The sequence below is a fragment of the Kyrpidia tusciae DSM 2912 genome (assembly GCF_000092905.1).
In the GTDB taxonomy this organism is placed as follows: domain Bacteria; phylum Bacillota; class Bacilli; order Kyrpidiales; family Kyrpidiaceae; genus Kyrpidia; species Kyrpidia tusciae.
The window spans coordinates 3,288,155-3,305,778 of the sequence record NC_014098.1 but is presented as its reverse complement, the minus strand read 5'-3'; the positions used below and the strand labels follow the sequence as shown (position 1 = coordinate 3,305,778).

At 61.6% G+C, this 17,624-nt stretch carries 21 protein-coding genes; all 21 read left to right on the top strand.

Translation table 11 applies throughout. The features are described from left to right. Positions 1 to 210: 210 nt before the first annotated feature. The 21 genes from BTUS_RS17780 (at position 211) to BTUS_RS16010 (ending at position 17,622) form a co-directional block, all read left to right on the top strand. Entirely contained in the window at positions 211 to 501 is a 291-nt protein-coding gene (locus BTUS_RS17780) for an AtpZ/AtpI family protein (RefSeq protein WP_013077128.1), read from the top strand. A 1-nt stretch (position 502) separates the two neighbouring features. Further along, positions 503 to 886 (top strand): ATP synthase I, encoded by a 384-nt coding sequence (locus BTUS_RS16105; protein WP_013077127.1) that lies wholly within the window; start codon positions 503 to 505, stop codon positions 884 to 886. Positions 887 to 925: 39 nt separating this feature from the next. Then, a complete protein-coding gene (atpB, locus tag BTUS_RS16100) occupies positions 926 to 1,678 on the top strand; it encodes a F0F1 ATP synthase subunit A (RefSeq protein WP_013077126.1) in 753 nt (250 codons plus the stop codon). Between the two features lie 51 nt (positions 1,679 to 1,729). Beyond that, a complete protein-coding gene (gene atpE / locus BTUS_RS16095) occupies positions 1,730 to 1,951 on the top strand; it encodes a F0F1 ATP synthase subunit C (protein ID WP_013077125.1) in 222 nt (73 codons plus the stop codon). Positions 1,952 to 2,022: 71 nt separating this feature from the next. Beyond that, positions 2,023 to 2,508 (top strand): F0F1 ATP synthase subunit B, encoded by a 486-nt coding sequence (atpF, locus tag BTUS_RS16090; protein ID WP_013077124.1) that lies wholly within the window; start codon positions 2,023 to 2,025, stop codon positions 2,506 to 2,508. After that, a complete protein-coding gene (locus BTUS_RS16085) occupies positions 2,505 to 3,053 on the top strand; it encodes a F0F1 ATP synthase subunit delta (RefSeq protein ID WP_013077123.1) in 549 nt (182 codons plus the stop codon). The genes atpF and BTUS_RS16085 overlap by 4 nt, the downstream gene beginning before the upstream one ends. A gap of 18 nt (positions 3,054 to 3,071) precedes the next feature. After that, complete coding sequence (gene atpA, locus BTUS_RS16080) at positions 3,072 to 4,580, top strand: F0F1 ATP synthase subunit alpha (RefSeq protein WP_013077122.1); 1,509 nt, start codon at positions 3,072 to 3,074, stop codon at positions 4,578 to 4,580. A gap of 15 nt (positions 4,581 to 4,595) precedes the next feature. Next, positions 4,596 to 5,453, top strand: coding sequence for an ATP synthase F1 subunit gamma (gene atpG, locus BTUS_RS16075; RefSeq protein WP_013077121.1), 858 nt, complete (start codon positions 4,596 to 4,598; stop codon positions 5,451 to 5,453). 42 nt (positions 5,454 to 5,495) lie between these two features. Further along, complete coding sequence (gene atpD, locus BTUS_RS16070; protein ID WP_041306494.1) at positions 5,496 to 6,908, top strand: F0F1 ATP synthase subunit beta; 1,413 nt, start codon at positions 5,496 to 5,498, stop codon at positions 6,906 to 6,908. A 3-nt stretch (positions 6,909 to 6,911) separates the two neighbouring features. Then, complete coding sequence (locus BTUS_RS16065) at positions 6,912 to 7,331, top strand: F0F1 ATP synthase subunit epsilon (RefSeq protein WP_013077119.1); 420 nt, start codon at positions 6,912 to 6,914, stop codon at positions 7,329 to 7,331. 186 nt (positions 7,332 to 7,517) lie between these two features. Then, positions 7,518 to 7,883 carry an NADH-quinone oxidoreductase subunit A gene (locus BTUS_RS16060; RefSeq protein WP_013077118.1) on the top strand — a complete coding sequence of 122 codons (366 nt, stop codon included), beginning with the start codon at positions 7,518 to 7,520 and terminating at the stop codon, positions 7,881 to 7,883. After that, on the top strand, positions 7,874 to 8,425 hold the full coding sequence (locus BTUS_RS16055; RefSeq protein ID WP_013077117.1) for a NuoB/complex I 20 kDa subunit family protein: 552 nt from the start codon (positions 7,874 to 7,876) through the stop codon (positions 8,423 to 8,425). Before BTUS_RS16060 ends, BTUS_RS16055 begins: the two co-directional genes overlap by 10 nt. Then, on the top strand, positions 8,422 to 9,234 hold the full coding sequence (locus BTUS_RS16050) for an NADH-quinone oxidoreductase subunit C (RefSeq protein ID WP_013077116.1): 813 nt from the start codon (positions 8,422 to 8,424) through the stop codon (positions 9,232 to 9,234). The genes BTUS_RS16055 and BTUS_RS16050 overlap by 4 nt, the downstream gene beginning before the upstream one ends. A gap of 13 nt (positions 9,235 to 9,247) precedes the next feature. Beyond that, positions 9,248 to 10,351, top strand: coding sequence for an NADH-quinone oxidoreductase subunit D (locus tag BTUS_RS16045; RefSeq protein ID WP_013077115.1), 1,104 nt, complete (start codon positions 9,248 to 9,250; stop codon positions 10,349 to 10,351). A gap of 1 nt (position 10,352) precedes the next feature. Further along, entirely contained in the window at positions 10,353 to 11,357 is a 1,005-nt protein-coding gene (gene nuoH / locus BTUS_RS16040; protein ID WP_013077114.1) for an NADH-quinone oxidoreductase subunit NuoH, read from the top strand. Positions 11,358 to 11,361: 4 nt separating this feature from the next. Then, on the top strand, positions 11,362 to 11,826 hold the full coding sequence (locus BTUS_RS16035; protein ID WP_013077113.1) for a NuoI/complex I 23 kDa subunit family protein: 465 nt from the start codon (positions 11,362 to 11,364) through the stop codon (positions 11,824 to 11,826). After that, positions 11,819 to 12,349 carry an NADH-quinone oxidoreductase subunit J gene (locus tag BTUS_RS16030; RefSeq protein WP_245543339.1) on the top strand — a complete coding sequence of 177 codons (531 nt, stop codon included), beginning with the start codon at positions 11,819 to 11,821 and terminating at the stop codon, positions 12,347 to 12,349. The genes BTUS_RS16035 and BTUS_RS16030 overlap by 8 nt, the downstream gene beginning before the upstream one ends. A gap of 3 nt (positions 12,350 to 12,352) precedes the next feature. Then, complete coding sequence (gene nuoK, locus BTUS_RS16025; RefSeq protein WP_013077111.1) at positions 12,353 to 12,661, top strand: NADH-quinone oxidoreductase subunit NuoK; 309 nt, start codon at positions 12,353 to 12,355, stop codon at positions 12,659 to 12,661. Between the two features lie 54 nt (positions 12,662 to 12,715). Further along, complete coding sequence (gene nuoL / locus BTUS_RS16020) at positions 12,716 to 14,608, top strand: NADH-quinone oxidoreductase subunit L (RefSeq protein WP_013077110.1); 1,893 nt, start codon at positions 12,716 to 12,718, stop codon at positions 14,606 to 14,608. Then, positions 14,608 to 16,125: a complex I subunit 4 family protein gene (locus tag BTUS_RS16015; RefSeq protein WP_013077109.1), complete on the top strand. Its 1,518-nt coding sequence runs from the start codon at positions 14,608 to 14,610 to the stop codon at positions 16,123 to 16,125. The genes nuoL and BTUS_RS16015 overlap by 1 nt, the downstream gene beginning before the upstream one ends. Positions 16,126 to 16,131: 6 nt before the next feature. Beyond that, on the top strand, positions 16,132 to 17,622 hold the full coding sequence (locus BTUS_RS16010; RefSeq protein ID WP_013077108.1) for an NADH-quinone oxidoreductase subunit N: 1,491 nt from the start codon (positions 16,132 to 16,134) through the stop codon (positions 17,620 to 17,622). The last annotated feature ends 2 nt before the right edge of the window (positions 17,623 to 17,624 follow it).

Below are 17,624 nucleotides of genomic sequence, written 5' to 3'. Positions count from 1 at the left end.
TGTGTACTATGGGGCTGGGAATAGGGCGTTTCACGGTGGGATACACCTGTTGCGCAGCGTGAAACCACCAGCGGCCCTAGATCGCGTGAATTCGGCAGGGCCTGGGAGCCGGAACCGCCCGAATGGGCGGTTTTTTTCGGGCTGTATGCCACGGGCGGCGAACGCCTGCGGACTCACCCGCGGCCCGGGGCCCTCCTCGGAGGGATGGAGATGGCGCGGGGCCAAGGGGAATCCGGGGGTGACGACCCGAGGCCCGAAGGAGGACGGGGGTCAGAGGAACGCCGGCCCTGGCGGGCTTTCGCCCTCGTTTCGGGGATTGGCGTGGAGCTCGCGGCCGCCGTTCTGGCCGGAGTGTATCTCGGGCGCTGGTTGGACCGTCTCTGGGGAACGTCGCCGTGGATGTTGCTCGTCGGGGTGCTCCTGGGGCTGGCCGCGGGGATCCTCGGTGTCGTGCATTTGGTGCAGACGGTGATGGGGGGCACCTCGCGGGATGGCCGGTGAGATGGGGGAATTCGAAACTCGGGTGCGGCGCGCCGTACGGAACACCCTGTACGCCACGGCGGCTTTTGTACTGCTCTGGGGCGCGGCACCCGCGGCTTGGCGTCCGCTGGTCGCAGGACTTGCCGTGGGATCTTTCGTCGGCGTGTATTACCTGATCAGCGCCGCCCGACAAGCCCGGCAAGCCGGTGCGGTGGCGGCGGAACATGCCAAGGTGCGCCCGGGATTCGCGGCGGTCTCCCGGATCGCCGCCGTCCTCTTGATGGTCCTTCTGCTCAGCCGGCACCCGGAGTGGGCCAATCCTTTGGCCGCTTTGGCGGCGGTCTGGATCGGTCCGGCCCTCGCCCTCGGGGACCACGTGCGGGCTCTGAGGCGCGACAAATCCTAATCTCAGGCTGGTTCGGCCCGAAAGGGGGGAAACGAAGCGGTGGAAGGTGCGCATCCGATTCTTGTGCTGTGGGGAATGAAGTTCAATCTCGCCACCATAGGGATGTCGCTCTTGATGATGATCATCGTGGCGGTCCTCGCCAGGATGGGGACAAGCCGGATGAGCATGCGCAGCCCGAGGGGCATGCAGAATGTCCTGGAGTGGTTGTACGGATTTGTCCGGGGCCTGGCCACGGACATGATGAGCGAAAAGCAGGCCGACAAGTTCGTTCCTCTGGCGCTGACGCTCATTATCTACATTTTTATCTCCAACATGAGCGATATGCCATTCAACATCACAACTGCACATCCGAACGGCATCCCCGAACTCGGGGTTGAACCCGGGCAGTCTGTCAATTGGTGGGTGGCCCCGACGGCGAACATGAGCGTGACCATGGCCATGTCCCTGATGGTCATTTTGCTTAGCCACTATCTGGGACTACGGCGTCCGGGTGCCTATTTCAAACATTATTTTGAACCGTTCTTCATCTTCCTCCCCATCAATATCTTGGAGGAAGTCGCGAAATTTCTGACGCTTGGCTTGCGGTTATACGGCAATATTTTCGCGGGGGAAGTGTTGATCTCCGTTTTGCTCGGAATCCCCATGGCCTTCGGTTGGCTGCCCATCGGAAACGTCCCGACGCTGATCATCTGGATCGCGTACAGTATCTTCGTCGGTACGATCCAATCCTTCGTTTTCACGGTGTTGACTCTGGTGTACATTTCACAAAAATTGCCTCATGAAGCCCATTGACCGGCGAGACGGTCGGTTCGTGGGGGAGATTTCGAAGGGAGTGTCCACTGAATGAATTTGTTCGGTATCGCTGCAGCGATTGCGTTCGGGTTGGCGGCCGTGGGTGCCGGTATCGGCAACGGCCTTGTCATCAGCCGTACCATCGAAGGAATCGCCCGGCAGCCCGAAGCCCGGGGCATGCTGCAAACCCAGATGTTTATCGGCATCGGCTTGGTTGAGGCGCTGCCGGTTATCTCGCTGGTGATGGGCTTCCTGCTGTTCGGGCGCAGCTGAGGAGCGGGTCGTCGGGCGGGGCAACGGGCCCTGCCTTCCTTTTGTCCGGTCGAAGGGAGTGAACCAAGCAGATGGAGTTTGAGCTCGGTACGGCCCTCGTTCAACTCATCGCCTTTTTGATCTTGTTGTGGTTCCTTTCCAAGTTTGCGTGGAAACCACTGGTCAAGATGTTGAACGATCGTCGGGAATATATCGAGAATCAACTGTCCTCCGCCGAACGCGAGCGGGAAGAGGCGGAGCGGGTTCTGGAGGAGCACCGGGCGCTGGTGGAAAAGGCCCGGCAGGACGCGCACGAGTGGATGGAGAACGCCCGGCGCACCAGTGAGCGCCAGGCGGCGGAGATCCTCGCCGCGGCCGAGACCGAGGCCAGGCGCATCAAGGAAGAAGCCTTGGCCGAGATCCAGAGCGAGAAGGAAAAGGCCCTGGCGGAACTCCGGGATCAGGTCGGCGAGCTGTCGGTGATGCTGGCCGGGCGCATCCTGGCCAAGGAACTGGATGCGAAGAGCCACCGGGAACTGGTGGACCGGGCCCTGGCGGAGATGGGGGATCGGGTATGAGGGACGGCACCGTCGTAAAGCGCTATGCCATTGCCCTCTTTGAGGCCGCCCGGGACAAATCGGACGTGCAGACCATCGAGAAGGAATTGGGCTCGGTGCTCGAGGTGTGGAAGAGGGAGCCGAAACTGGTGGAGTTCCTCCATCATCCCAGCGTGTCCAGAGATGCGAAAAAACGCACCATAGCCCGGGTGTTCGGGGATCGGGTTTCCGGGCTTACCTTGAATTTTCTCTACGTCTTGCTCGATCATCGGCGACAGGATGACTTGCCGCAGATCGTGGGAGAGTACCGCGGGCGGGTGGACGAGGCCCTGGGGCGAATCCATGCGGAGGTCGAGACTGCCCTCCCGGTTTCCGACGAGGAGGCGCAGAAACTCCGGAGCCGATTGGCACAAAAGACCGGTAAAGACGTCTCGATGCGGCTGGAGGTGAACCCGGCCCTCATTGGCGGAGCGCGGCTCAGGGTCGGCGATCGGGTGTGGGACGCGAGTATTCTGGGACGTCTTGAGCGGTTCCGTGGACAGCTCAAGCAGATCCAAGCCCGATGAATAGGGGGGATTGCGGGGATGAGCATTCGTCCGGAAGAGATCAGCGCGCTCATCAAGCAACAGATTGAAAACTACGATGCCGAACTCGAAGTGTACGACGTCGGCACGGTGATCTACGTCGGCGACGGGATCGCCCGGATTCACGGACTGGCCAACGCCATGGCCGGAGAGCTCCTGGAGTTCCCAAACGGCCAGATGGGCATGGCTCTCAACCTCGAAGAGGACAATGTCGGTTGTATCGTCCTCGGAACGGTGGAGGGGATTAAAGAGGGGGACCAAGTAAAACGCACCGGCCGCATTGTTGAGGTGCCCGTCGGGGAGGCCCTGATCGGCCGGGTCGTCAACCCCCTGGGTCAGCCCTTGGACGGCCGGGGACCGATCGAAACCAAGGAGTTTCGGCCTGTGGAATCCCCGGCACCCGGGGTTATCGACCGCAAATCGGTGCACGAGCCTCTCCAGACGGGGATCAAAGCCATCGACGCCATGGTGCCCATTGGGCGGGGGCAGCGGGAGCTGATCATCGGCGACCGCCAGACCGGGAAAACGGCCATCGCCCTCGACACGATCATCAATCAAAAAGGGCAGAATGTCGTCTGCATCTACGTGGCCATCGGGCAGAAGCAGTCCACCGTCGCCCAGGTCGTGGAGACCCTGCGCAAGCACGGAGCCATGGAATACACCATCGTGGTCGTCGCCTCGGCCTCTGATCCGGCGCCGCTATTGTATTTGGCGCCCTACGCCGGCTGCGCCATGGGTGAATACTTCATGTACAACGGCGGCCACGCCCTTTGCGTGTACGACGACCTGTCGAAGCAGGCCGCGGCCTACCGGGAATTGTCTCTGCTCCTGCGCCGGCCGCCGGGCCGTGAAGCGTATCCCGGTGACGTCTTCTATCTGCATTCCCGGCTTCTGGAGCGGGCGGCGAAACTGAGCGACGAGCGGGGCGGCGGTTCTTTGACGGCTCTGCCGTTCATTGAAACCCAAGCTGGCGACGTGTCGGCCTACATCCCGACGAACGTCATCTCCATCACCGACGGCCAAATCTTCCTGGAGTCCGACCTGTTCTACGCCGGGCAGAGGCCGGCGGTCAACTCCGGTATTTCGGTCTCCCGGGTGGGCGGCAGCGCCCAGATTAAGGCCATGAAAAAAGTGGCCGGGACCCTGCGCTTGGATTTGGCGGAATATCGGGACCTGCAGGCCTTCACCCAGTTCGGTTCGGATTTGGACAAGGCCACTCTGGCCCGGCTGACCCGGGGCGAGCGGACCATGGAGATTTTGAAACAGCCGCAGTACCAGCCCATGCCTGTTGAACGCCAGGTGGTGAGCCTGTGGACGGCGGTCAACGGATACCTGGACGACATTCCGGTGACGGCGGTGCGTCGGTTTGAGACGGAGTTTCTGAGCTTTGTCGACTCCACCTACCCGCAGATTTACAAATCGATCGTTGAGAGCCGGGATCTGACTGAGGAAACGGTCAACCTGCTCAAAGAGGCGGTCACCAAATTCAAAGAGTCCTTCGCGGCTTAGGCGGGTGACGGAAGAATGGCGGAGAATGCGCGGGATATCCGCAGGCGGATTCGCAGCGTGAAAAGCACGGAACAAATCACCAAGGCGATGGAGATGGTGGCGGCGGCCAAACTCCGCCGGGCCCAGGAACGGGTGCACCTCGCCCGCCCCTACGCCCGCAAGATGGAGGAGGTCATCGGCAGCATCGCCAAAGCGGGGGATGTGCGCCACCCCATGATGGTTAAGCGCCCGGTGCGCAAATCCGGGTACGTGGTCATCACCGCAGACCGGGGGTTGGCCGGCGCGTACAACGCCAACATCATCCGCGTCACCCTGGAAGCCATCCGGGGGAAAGCCAAGAACGAGTACACGATCATCGCCGTTGGCCGCCGGGGCCGGGACTTTTTCAAGAAACGCGATTTTCCCGTGGCCGAAGAGATCATCGGCCTCTCCGATTACCCCACTTATGCGGACATCAAGAGGGTGGCCGGGGCGGCGGTCAAGATGTACGAGGAAGAGGTCTACGACGAACTGTTCCTGGTGTACAACCAGTTTATCAATCCGGTGCAGCAGACCCCCGTGGTCAAAAAAATCCTTCCTCTCGAGGACGTCGGCGGGGAGGCCGAAGGGCACCGGCTCCATTATGAGTACGAGCCTTCCGCGGAGGCGGTGCTGGAAACCTTACTGCCCAAGTACGCAGAAACACTGATCTTCAGCGCGCTGCTCGATGCGAAAGCCAGCGAACACGGGGCGCGGATGACCGCCATGGGCAACGCGTCGGACAACGCCGCCGAAATGATCGACGCGCTGACCCTGGCCCTGAACCGGGCGCGGCAAGCGGCGATCACCCTGCAGATCTCCGAGATCGTCGGCGGCGCCGAAGCTCTGAAGTAGGCGGATGTGCCCGGGATGACCGGATTGGAGGGAAAAATGCACATGAACGTTGGACATGTGGTCCAGGTGATGGGACCGGTTGTCGACGTGGCGTTCCCCGAGGGGCAACTGCCAGAGTTGAACAACGCCCTCACCATTCGTTATGAAGCGAAGAATCCCGGCGAGCGGGACATCGATTTGACCTGTGAAGTGGCCGTTCACCTCGGCGATAATGTGGTGCGGACGGTTGCCATGTCCTCCACCGACGGATTGGTTCGGGGAATGGAGGTGGTGGATACCGGCCGGCCCATCGCGGTGCCGGTGGGGGAGGCGACCCTGGGGAGGATTTTCAACGTCCTGGGCCAGCCCATTGACGAGCAGGGGCCCGTTGCGACGGAATTGACCCATCCGATTCACCGGCCGGCCCCGAGTTTCGAGGAACAATCCACCAAGGTGGAGATCTTTGAGACGGGGATCAAAGTGGTGGATTTGCTCGCTCCGTACATCAAGGGCGGGAAGGTCGGCCTGTTCGGGGGCGCCGGGGTCGGCAAGACGGTGCTCATTCAGGAGCTGATCCACAATATCGCGAAACAGCACGGCGGCTTTTCGGTGTTCGCGGGGGTCGGCGAGCGCACTCGGGAAGGAAACGACCTGTATCACGAGATGCGGGAGTCCGGAGTTATCGATAAGACCGTCATGGTGTTCGGCCAGATGAACGAACCCCCCGGCGCCCGCATGCGGGTGGGCCTTACAGGCCTGACCTTTGCGGAGTATTTCCGGGACGTTGAGGGCCGGGACGTGCTGTTGTTTATCGACAACATTTTCCGATTCGTGCAGGCCGGCTCCGAGGTGTCGGCTCTGCTTGGGCGGATGCCCAGCGCCGTGGGATACCAGCCCACCCTGGCCACGGAGATGGGGCAATTGCAGGAGCGGATCACCTCGACGAAAAAAGGATCGATCACCTCGATCCAGGCGATCTACGTGCCGGCGGACGACTACACCGATCCGGCGCCGGCGACGACCTTCGCCCACCTCGATGCCACCACCAACCTGGAGCGGAAGATCTCCGAGCTCGGCATCTACCCGGCGGTGGACCCTCTGGCATCGACCTCCCGGGCCCTGTCGCCGGATGTGGTGGGCCAGGAGCACTACGATGTAGCCCGGGGCGTGCAGCAGGTGTTGCAGCGCTATCGGGAATTGCAGGATATTATCGCCATCCTCGGTATGGATGAGTTGACGGACGAGGATAAGCTCACCGTGGCCCGGGCCCGGAAGATCCAAAACTTCCTGTCCCAGCCCTTCCACGTGGCCGAACAGTTCACCGGCACCCCCGGGGTGTATGTTCCGGTGAAGGAGACGGTGCGCAGCTTCAAGGAGATTCTTGAAGGTCGCCACGATGAGATTCCGGAAAGCCTCTTCCGCTACGCCGGCACCATCGACGATGTGGTGGAGCGGTTCAAAAAGGAGCGAGGCTGATCGATGAGCACCACGATTCTGGACATCGTGACGCCGGAGCGGACCGTGTACAGTCGGCCCGTGGAGATGGTGATCCTCCGGGGAGCCGAGGGTGACCTGGGCATTCTCCCCGGACACATGCCGCTTGTCACCACCCTGCCCATCGGCCTCGTCCGGATCAAGGAAGAGGGGCGGTGGTCTCTGGTGGCGCTCAGCGGCGGGTTTCTGGAAGTTCGGCCGGACAGGGTCACGGTGCTGGCCGAGGCTGCGGAGCTGCCCGAGGAGATCGACGTGGCCCGGGCCGAGCGCGCCCGGGAGCGGGCCGAGCGGCGTTTGGCAGAGAAAGGGCGCTCCGACATCGACTATGTCCGGGCGGAATTGGCTCTCAAACGGGCGTTGAATCGGCTGCGGGCGGCGGAGGAAGCGAAAGTTTCCCTGCGCTGAGCCAGGCAGGCCGCGCCGGCTGTAAAAGAATACCGCATACGGGAAGGCCCGGAGGGGGTCTTCCCGCTCTTTTTGCCCCCCTATCAGGGGTCTGCTATAATGAATAACGGACGGCGGCGGCCCGTTGACCGGAGGTGAGGACGGGGCCCGAAGGCAGCCGCCGAGCCGAAGGCGGGAGGGTTGCCCGTGACGGCGTACTGGAACTCGTATCTGTTTGTCGTGATCTTCGTCGTTCTTGCCATCGCCCTTGCGGTGGTGGCCTTGACATTGGGGAAGTGGCTTCGGCCCGCTCATCCGTCCCGGGAGAAGCTGGAACCCTACGAGAGCGGCGTGGAGCCTGTGGGGGACGCGCGGGTCCAATATAACGCCCGCTATTACCTCTTTGCGCTTCTATTCGTGGTATTCGATGTCGAAATCCTTTTCTTGTACCCTTGGGCGGTGGCGTTTCACGAGCTCGGTCTATTCGGGTTGGTGGAGGCGCTGATTTTTATGGCCATGTTGGTCATCGGCCTGGTGTACGCCTGGCGAAAGAAGGTGCTGGAATGGAAATGAATCCGGTGCCGGGCTCGCGGCCCGCGGGCCGGGTGGAATTCGAAGGTTTCAGTGACGAGGAATCCGCCGATCTCACCCGGGCGGGGGTGTTGGTCAGCACCATCGAACAGTTGAAAGCCTGGGCCCGGTCGAACTCCCTGTGGCCCCTTACCTTTGGGTTGGCCTGCTGCGCCATCGAGATGATGGGAACCGGGGCGTCCCATTATGATCTTGACCGATTCGGCATTATCTTTCGCGCCTCACCCCGGCAGTCCGACGTCATGATCGTCGCCGGAACGGTCACCAAAAAGATGGGGCCGCTCCTTCGGCGGCTCTACGACCAGATGCCGGATCCAAAATGGGTGGTGGCCATGGGCAGTTGTGCCACGGCGGGCGGTCCCTACGTACGTTCCTACGCCGTGATGAAGGGCGTCGACCAAGTGGTTCCCGTTGACGTTTATATCCCGGGCTGTCCCCCCTCTCCGCCCGCTCTGATCTACGGGCTGAACAAATTGCAGGAGAAGATTCGCATGGAGGCGAGGAGAAAGGTGGGGCGGGCATGACCGAGGACAGACGGGAGGAGCGAGATTCGGGTCGGAGACACTCGCAGCCGAAGGATGCGAGCCCCGGGGAGCGGGGTCAGGCTGAAGGGACAGAGGCCGGACCTTCGGATATCCAAGGGGAGGGCCGAGTGCCTCCGAGCCGCGGAGGCGAGAAGGATGCAGCTTCCAGCGAGGCGTCGTCGGAGACCGTCGATGCGCCCCGGGCGGTGCCGCCGAAGGGAGGACACCCCGGGGCCAAACCCGCGGGTGCAGACGGCGGCTCGGCCAAGCCGGAGGCGGCGAGACCCGCAACGAAGGCGGCCGGGAAACCATCGGCGGCCCCTAAGCCCCCCGACCCCCGAGAAGCTCCGGCGAAAGCCCTGTTGGACGATGTGCTCAGGCGGATTCAGGAACGCTATCCCGATGCGGTTGAGGCAGGGGAAGTGAAAAAATTCACTCCTATGCTCCTCATCAAAAGGGAATCCTGGCGAGAGGTGGCGGCTTATCTCAAAGAGGGGGATGGGCTTGGCTTTCGTTATTTGGAGGCCATCGCCGGCACGGATTACCCAAAGGAAGGCTACATAGAGGTGACGGCCTTTCTGACTCGGATTCCCGAAGCCACCATGGTGGGAATCAAAGTCCGTGCCCCCCGGGAAGCGCCGGTGGTTCCCTCCTTGGTCCCGGTGTTCCCGGGAGCGAACTGGGATGAGCGGGAAATTTATGACCTGCTCGGCGTGACCTTTGCCGACCATCCGGATTTGCGGCGGATCATGATGCCCGACGATTGGCAGGGTCATCCGCTGCGCAAGGACTATTCCCCGTTTGATTGAGGTGGGGTGAACAATGGCGGATACGCGAACGGAAGAAATGCTGATGAATGTCGGCCCCCAACACCCATCCACCCACGGGGTGCTGCAGGTGGTCGTAAAATTGGACGGCGAAACGATCGTCGAGGCGGATCCGGTGATCGGCTACCTGCATCGGGGGACGGAAAAATTGGCGGAGGATCTGCAGTACACCCAGATCATCCCTTACACCGACCGTATGGATTACTTGGCGGCAATGCTCAACAATTACGCCCTGGTGCACGCCGTCGAGGAGGCCATGGACCTGGAGGTTCCCGAGCGGGCGGAGTACCTCCGGGTCATCGTCATGGAACTCAACCGCATCGCCTCGCACCTGCTCTTTATCGGCACGTATCTCCTCGACCTCGGGGCCATGAGTCCCTTTTTGTATGCATTTCAAGACCGGGAGCGGATCGTGCAACTGTTCAACGAGATCAGCGGAGCGAGGTTAACGTACAACTATATGCGGATCGGCGGCGTGAAGTGGGATGCGCCCCCGGGCTGGATCGACAAGGTGCGGGAGTTTGTGCCCCACATGCGGGAAAGCTTGAAGATGCTCGACGACCTGATCACCGGCAACGAGATCTTTCTCAACCGCGTCCGGGGCATCGGCGCCTATGATGCGGACACGGCCATCGCCTACTCCCTGTCCGGAGTGAATTTGCGCTGTACCGGACTGAAATGGGATCTTCGAAAAAATCGGCCCTATTCTGTCTACGACCGCTTTGACTTCGAGATTCCCGTGGGCGAGCACGGCGACTGTTATGACCGGTACATCCTGCATCTCCGCGAGATGGAACAATCTCTTCGCATTGTGGAGCAGGCCTGCGAGCAGATTCCCGATGGTCCGGTGATGGGCAAGGCTCCGAAGTTCGTCCGGCCTCCCGCCGGCGAGTATTACAGCGCCATCGAAGGGGCCCGGGGGGAACTCGGGGTGTATTTTGTCAGCGATGGAAAGGATAAGCCCTACCGGGTGAAGTTTCGCCGGCCGTCTTTTGTCAATCTGCAGCTGTTGCCCTCTCTGCTCCAAGGGCAGAGCATGGCCAATCTGATCGCGATTCTCGGCGCCGTGGACATCGTTCTGGGGGAGGTGGATTGCTGACATGGTCCAATTCTTCGACTGGGTCCATCAGGCCCTCACCTGGGGAACGGTGCTCAAAATGGTCGCCGGTGCCGTGATTGTGCTGCTTTTTGTTCTCGGCGTGGTGACGTACATGCTCTACTTCGAGCGAAAGGTCATCGGGTGGATGCAGCTGCGGATCGGGCCCAACCGCGTGGGCCCCTTGGGCTTGTTCCAATCCTTTGCCGATGTTCTGAAGCTGCTGACCAAAGAGGACATCGTGCCGGCCGAGGCGGACAAACCTTTGTTTCTCATCGCGCCCATCATCGCGTTTATCCCGAGCTTCGTGGTGCTCGCGGTCATTCCCTGGTCGGCCAGTCACGTGTTTACGGCAGACATCTCCGTGGCATTGCTGTACTACCTGGCCCTGTCGTCCATCACCATCGTCGGGATCATGCTCGGCGGTTGGGCGTCCAACAACAAGTACTCTCTTCTCGGCGGCATGCGTTCCGCCGCCCAGATGATCAGTTATGAGATCCCTCTGGGGATGTCTCTGCTGGGGGTCATCCTTTTGGCGGGATCTCTCAACATCGCCGATATCGTTGCAGCCCAGGAGCGGTTTATGTGGTTTATCATCCCGCAGTTCCTGGGGTTCTGCGTGTTTATTGTGGCGGCCACGGCGGAAGTGAACCGGACCCCGTTCGACCTTCCGGAAGCGGAGTCGGAGCTGGTCGCGGGGTACCACACCGAGTATTCGGGGTTCCGCTTCGCCTTGTACATGCTCGCCGAATACCTGTACGTGTTCGCCATCTCCTGCCTTGGGGCCACCCTCTTTTTCGGCGGCTGGTCGGGCCCCCTCCTGCCTGGGTGGCTGTGGTTTACCATCAAGGTCACGGCGTTCATCTTTTTCTTTGTCTGGCTTCGGGCGACCATGCCCCGGATCCGGGCCGACCAGTTGATGAGCTTCAGTTGGAAGTTTCTCTTGCCCCTGGCGCTCGTCAACATCGTTTTGACCAGCGTCATTAAATATTGGGTGAACGCGGGGTGAGATCATGTTCGGCTTTCTCAAGGGCTTGGCGGTTACCATCAGCCAACTGCCAAAAAAGAAGGTGACCCTGCAGTATCCCGACGTCCGGCCCCAGTGGCCCGAACGCTTCCGGGGGATTCACCAGCTCAGCGTCGAGCGGTGTATCGTCTGTGGGCAGTGCGCCCGCATCTGCCCGACGAGCTGCATCTCGTTGTCCGGGACCCGGGGCGAAGATCGGAAACTGCACCTGGACACCTTCGATATCAGCTTTGAAATTTGTATTCTCTGCGACCTGTGCACCGAGGTGTGTCCCACCGAGGCGATCAAGATGACCGACGAGTTCGAGCTGGCCGCCTACAGCCGGGATCAGTTGTACAAGAACATCGAATGGCTCCATGAGAACTATGTCCGCCACGACGGGGCGAAAGAGCTTGCGGAAGCCGAGCGCCCTGCCGCCCTGGTCGGGAAAGCGGGTGAGGGCCGTGACTAACTGGTTTGGCGGGCTCGCCTGGACCGGGCAGACCGTGGCCTTTTTCGTGCTTGCCGTCGTCGTCGTGTTGGCGGCGGTGATGCTGCTGCAATTCCGCAAGGTCATGTACATGGCCTTGTCCATTGGCCTCGTATTCCTGGGCATGGCGGGCATGTACGTCCTGCTCGGGGCGGATTTTCTCGCCTTTGCCCAAATCCTGATTTACGCCGGGGCCATCACGATCCTGATGCTCTTTGCCATCATGTTGACCCGGCACGATGAAGTGGAGGAAGAGGAACGGGCTGGCCTGCGGCAATGGTTGGCGGGTTTGGGGGCGGTGGCCCTGGGGGCCGCGATGCTTTGGGCAATCCGCACCACGACCTGGCCGGCAGCCCCGGCCCAGCCCCCGTGGCCGGCCCAAAACAGCGTCACCGCCTTGGCGGAGATGCTCTTCACCAATTATGTGGTGCCTTTTGAACTGGTGTCGGTGCTGCTCACCGTGGCCCTTGTGGGCGCGGTGATCCTGGCGAGAAAGGGGGACTAGCGGATGGCGCCGATCGGATCCTTTCTGGCTTTGGCGGCGATTCTGTTTTGTATCGGGCTGTACGGGGCGCTGACCAAGCGCAACATCATCATCGTCCTGTTGTCCATCGAGCTGATGCTCAACGCCGCCAACCTGAACCTGATCGCCTTTTCCCGCCTCGGGGCCAGCGCCAATGTGGCCGGGCAGGTGTTCGGTCTGTTCAGCATGACTGTGGCAGCGGCGGAAGTGGCCGTAGGCTTGGCCATCTTGATCGCCCTGTACCGGAACCGCAACAGCAGCGACGTGCGGGACATGAATCTGATGAAATGGTGACTCCATCCATTAATAGGGAGCTGCCGATAACACCGACGGGAAAAGGGTGATGGTATGATCGCGCATGCCTGGCTCGTGCCCGCTGTCCCCTTGATCGGGTACCTTCTGCTTCTCGCCATGGGGCGCCGGGTGCACGAGGGGGTCGCTGCGAGTATCGGCGTGGTGGCCACCCTGATCTCCCTGGTCCTTTCGCTGATGATTTTTGGCGACGTGGCCCGGGGAGGTGGACAACCGCCGTACCTCTGGAACTGGCTGACCTTCGGACCGGGGCCGGCCCACACCTGGCACGTGGGGTTCGAGGTCAACCCGCTGAACGCTTTGATGCTCGTGGTCGTCAGCTTTGTCAGCACCCTGGTCCTGCTGTTCTCCAGGGGATATATGCACGGCGATCCCCGGTTCGGGGTCTTTTATCAGTACCTGTTGCTCTTTGTCTTCTCGATGCTCGGCCTGGTGATCTCACCGAATTTCCTTCAGCTGTACGTGTTTTGGGAGCTGGTCGGGCTGTGCTCGTATCTGCTGGTGGGCTTCTGGTACTACAAGCCGGAGGCTGCGGCGGCGGCGAAAAAATCTTTTGTCGTCACCCGTCTCGGCGATGTCGGGCTCCTGTCGGGGATCATCCTGCTGTATCTGGCGACGGGATCCTTTGATTACGAAGACATTGCCCGAGCCGTCCAGTCCGGGAATCTCCAGGTCGGCTGGATCAGTGCCCAGGGCATGGCGACGTTGGGAGCTTTATTGATTTTTTTCGGCGCGGTGGGAAAATCCGCCCAGTTTCCCCTACACGTCTGGCTCCCGGACGCCATGGAAGGCCCCACTCCGGTGTCGGCCCTCATTCACGCGGCGACCATGGTGGCGGCCGGGGTGTATTTGGTGGCCCGGGCGTTTCCCTTGTTTGCCGCGTCGCCGGCGGCCTTGGACGTGGTGGCTTATATTGGCGGAATCACCGCGATTCTCGGGGCGGCCATCGGCTTGACCCAACGGGACATCAAGCGGGTGATCGCTTATTCCACCATCAGCCAACTGGGGTACATGATGATGGGCCTTGGGGTGGCGGCGTATACGGCCGGTGTATTCCACCTATTCACCCATGCCTTTTTCAAGGCGCTTTTGTTTCTGGCGGCGGGAAGTGTCATCCACGCCGTGGACACCCAGGATCTCGCGAAGATGGGCGGGCTCTGGCGGCGGATGCCGATGACGGCGTGGACGTTCTTGTTCGGGGCCTTGGCATTGTCCGGCATTCCACCCTTCGCGGGGTTCTGGTCCAAGGATGACATCCTGGCCGCGACCCTGGCGGCGGGACGGCCGGCGCTCTACGTCCTCGGCACCGTGGCGGCGTTTTTTACTGCTTTCTACATCTTCCGGGTGTTCTTCCTGACCTTCACCGGCCGCTACCGGGGCGAGCGGATTCCCAGGGAGAGCGGGTGGGTCATGACGCTGCCCTTGATCATTCTCGCCCTGATGGCCCTGGGGGCCGGGGTGGTTGGCGCGCCTTTCGCGGGTCTTCCTTTGGAGCGGTTTCTCGGGGAACCGACCGGGGCCATGGCGGTTTCGGCCGGCCCGGGGGTGATGGCGGTGTCCACGGTGGTGGGCCTGCTGGGAATCGGTTTGGCCTGGCTGATGTACGGAAAGAAGTCGATTTCCGCCGAAGCCTGGAGCCGGGCGCTGTCCCCCCTTTACAACCTGTCTTTTCACAAATTCTATTTTGACGAGTTGTATCAGGCGGTGATTGTCCGTCCGGCCTTTGGCCTTGGCCGGGTGTTCGACTGGGTGGACCGGTGGATCATCGACGGGATCGTCACCCTGATCGGGGGCGGCACCAAGGCGGCCTCATCAGCTCTGCGTCGAATCCAGACCGGTCAAGTTCAGACCTACGGGCTGATCACTCTGCTCGGGATCGTCGCGCTCATCGCCGTGTCCTGGTCGTTGTTGTGGGGGGTGCATTCCTGATGCATGCGGCCGTGTTGTGGATCGTTCTTATCCCGCTGGCAGCCGGTCTCACCAGTTGGCTCGCTCCGAAAAACAATTCGTCCATACCCCGGGCTGCGGCGCTCCTGGGAAGTCTCCTCTCAGCCCTGCTGGTTGGGGTGGTGTATCTGGGGTATGATCCGGCGGCGGGCGGCGTGCAGTTTGCCTTCACCAAATCGTGGTTCACCATCGGCGATGCCCTGGCGGACATGCCGGTACAGGTGACTTTGGGTTTTGGAGCGGACGGGCTCTCTCTACCCCTTCTCGCCCTCACCGGAGTGGTGGGATTTGCCGCGGTGTGGGCCTCCCACGGTGTCCGCACCCGGGCCAATGAGTATTACGGTTGGCTCATGATCCTCCTGGCCGCTTTGTACGGGGTATTCGCCGCCACGGATCTGTTCCTGCTCTTTTTCTTCCTGGAACTCACCCTGGTGCCGATGTACTTTTTGATCGGGATCTGGGGCGGGGAGGAGCGGAAAAAGGCGGCAACGAAATTTCTGATATACCGGGGGATGTCCAGCGTCGGCCTGGTGGTGGCGTTCTTTGGGATTGCTTATCTGTCGGGGAAAGTCGGCGGAGGCATGACCTTTGATATCGCCTCCCTCACCCAGCAGCTTCACAGCGGCGGAGCGGCGGCCGGGCTGGCGCCGGTGGCCGGAGCGTTGTTCTTGTTGCTGTTTGCCGCTATCCTGGTGGAAGAGGCCTTGGTGCCTTTTCACACGTGGCTCCCTTTTGTACACAGTCAAGCTCCGGCCGCGGTCAATATGCTGCTCGGCGGCGTGGTGGTAAAGACCGGCGCGTACTTATTTCTCCGGGTGGCCGGGGGGATGATGCCCGCCATGGTGGCCCGGTACGCCCTGCTGGTGGCGGTGATCGGCGTCATTAACATTCTGTGGGCCGGACTCATCGCCTTTGTCCAAGAGGACTGGCGGCGGCTCCTCGCTTATACGACCATCAGCCACATGGGCGTCTTTCTTTTAGCCGCAGCTTCCATGACGCCAGCGGGCCTCCAGGGGGCTTTGTTTGTGGCGGTCTCCTCCGGGCTGCTCACGGCACTGCTTTTCGCCGGGGTCGGCATTATCGGAGAGCGGGCGGGCACCGTGGAGATGGCGGCCCTGGGCGGGCTGTCCAAGCCCATGCCCCACGTCTCCGGGCTGTTGTTGACGGGGGCGCTCGGCTCCCTGGGGCTGCCGGGAATGGGCCAGTTTGTGGGAGAGATTCTCTCTTTTAGCGGATCCTTTTCGGTGTTCCCTCGACTTTCCGCTTTTGGCATCATCGGGATCCTCCTGGCGGCGGTGTACCTGTTGTGGGCCATTCAACGCACCACCTTCGGCCCGACCCCCGCGACCAAGGAAGGCCTTCGGGACGGGACGCCGAGTGAAGTGCTGCCAATGGTACTGCTGCTCATCGCCGTCATCGGCGTCGGCGTATTCCCCGCGGTGATCGGCCAGACCGCAGGCGGCACCTTGGCTGCCCTGGCTGCGGGAATCGGGGGGTGATGGGGGATGTCGACGATACTGCAAGGGTTCACTTGGAGTCAAGTCTGGTGGGTCATGGGGCCGGAGATCGTACTGATCGGCGGAGGGTTTGTTCTTATGCTCCTCGATGCGCTTTTGCCGCCGGGTGTGAAGAGGGCGACTCTCGCCAACGGCCTCGGGGTGATCGCTTTGGCCTGGGCGGGTGTGCTCGTCTTTCGCCGGTTTGGGCACACGGCGGCCCTGGGGCCCGGCAGCTATGTGCTCGACGATTATGCGCTGGTCTTCAAGCTGTTGTTTATCGGCATCACGTTTTTGATTCTGCTCCTATCCGTGGATGAGCACGGACAGATCGACGTGGCCCGGGGAGAATATACGTACCTGTTGCTCTTCGCGACGGTGGGAGCCATGGTCATGGCTTCGTCGGTGGATTTGGTCACCCTCTTCGTGGGGTTAGAGATTCTTTCGGTTTCTTCCTATATTCTGGTGGGCGTCCGGAAGACCTCGAAATCGGCCGAAGGAGCGATGAAATACCTGGTCCTCGGGGCCATTGCCACTGCCTGTGTGCTCTTCGGGATGTCTTATATCTACGGCGTCACCGGCACCACGAACCTCGCCGAAGCGGGGTACGCCCTGTACCTGGCCTGGGACAGCTACCGGGCCATTGTGGTGATCGGGATGCTTTTGATGCTGGCGGGATTCTCGGTCAAAATCTCAGTGGTGCCTTTCCACATGTGGGCGCCGGATGTGTACGAAGGGGCCCCGATGCCGATCACCGCCTTCCTGGCCGCGGCGTCGAAGGCGGCGGGCTTTGCCATGCTGATCCGGGTGTTTCTCTACGGATTTGCCAGTCATTTTCCAGAATGGGGCGGGCTGTGGATCGGCATCGCGGCGGTTACCATGGTGGTGGGGAATCTTCTCGCCATCGTCCAGCGCAACGTCAAGCGGATGCTCGCCTATTCAAGCATTGGGCAAGCCGGGTACCTGCTGGTTCCCTTCGCCGCATTGACGGGGGCTTATCACGGCGGGAATCTGCTCCAAGGCTTATCGGCGCTCTACTTTTATCTCGCCGCCTACGCCCTGATGACGGCGGGCGCCTTTGCGGTCCTCACCGTCGTGGCGCACCACGCCCGGTCGGAGGATGTGGACGCCTTTACCGGGCTCTTTCGCCGGTCCCCACTTTTGGCCGGGGCGATGACCGTCTTTCTCACGGCCATGGCCGGGATGCCCTTGACGTCGGGATTCACGGGCAAATTTTTCATCGCTCTCGGGGCGATCAACACCGGGTACTACTGGCTGGCGGGGCTGATGTTTCTCACCAGCGTGATGGCTTTCGCGTACTATTTTGGCTTAATCAGGCGCATGTATCTTCAAGAACCCTACGGGCCGCCCGAGCTGTGGGGGACGCCGGCCACCGTCGCCCTGGTGGTGGCCATCGCCTTGGTCGGGACCATCGGTCTCGGGGTGGCGCCGGGGGTGATGATGCACAGCCTGCCGAGTTTGAATTGGTTTGGGCAATAGGG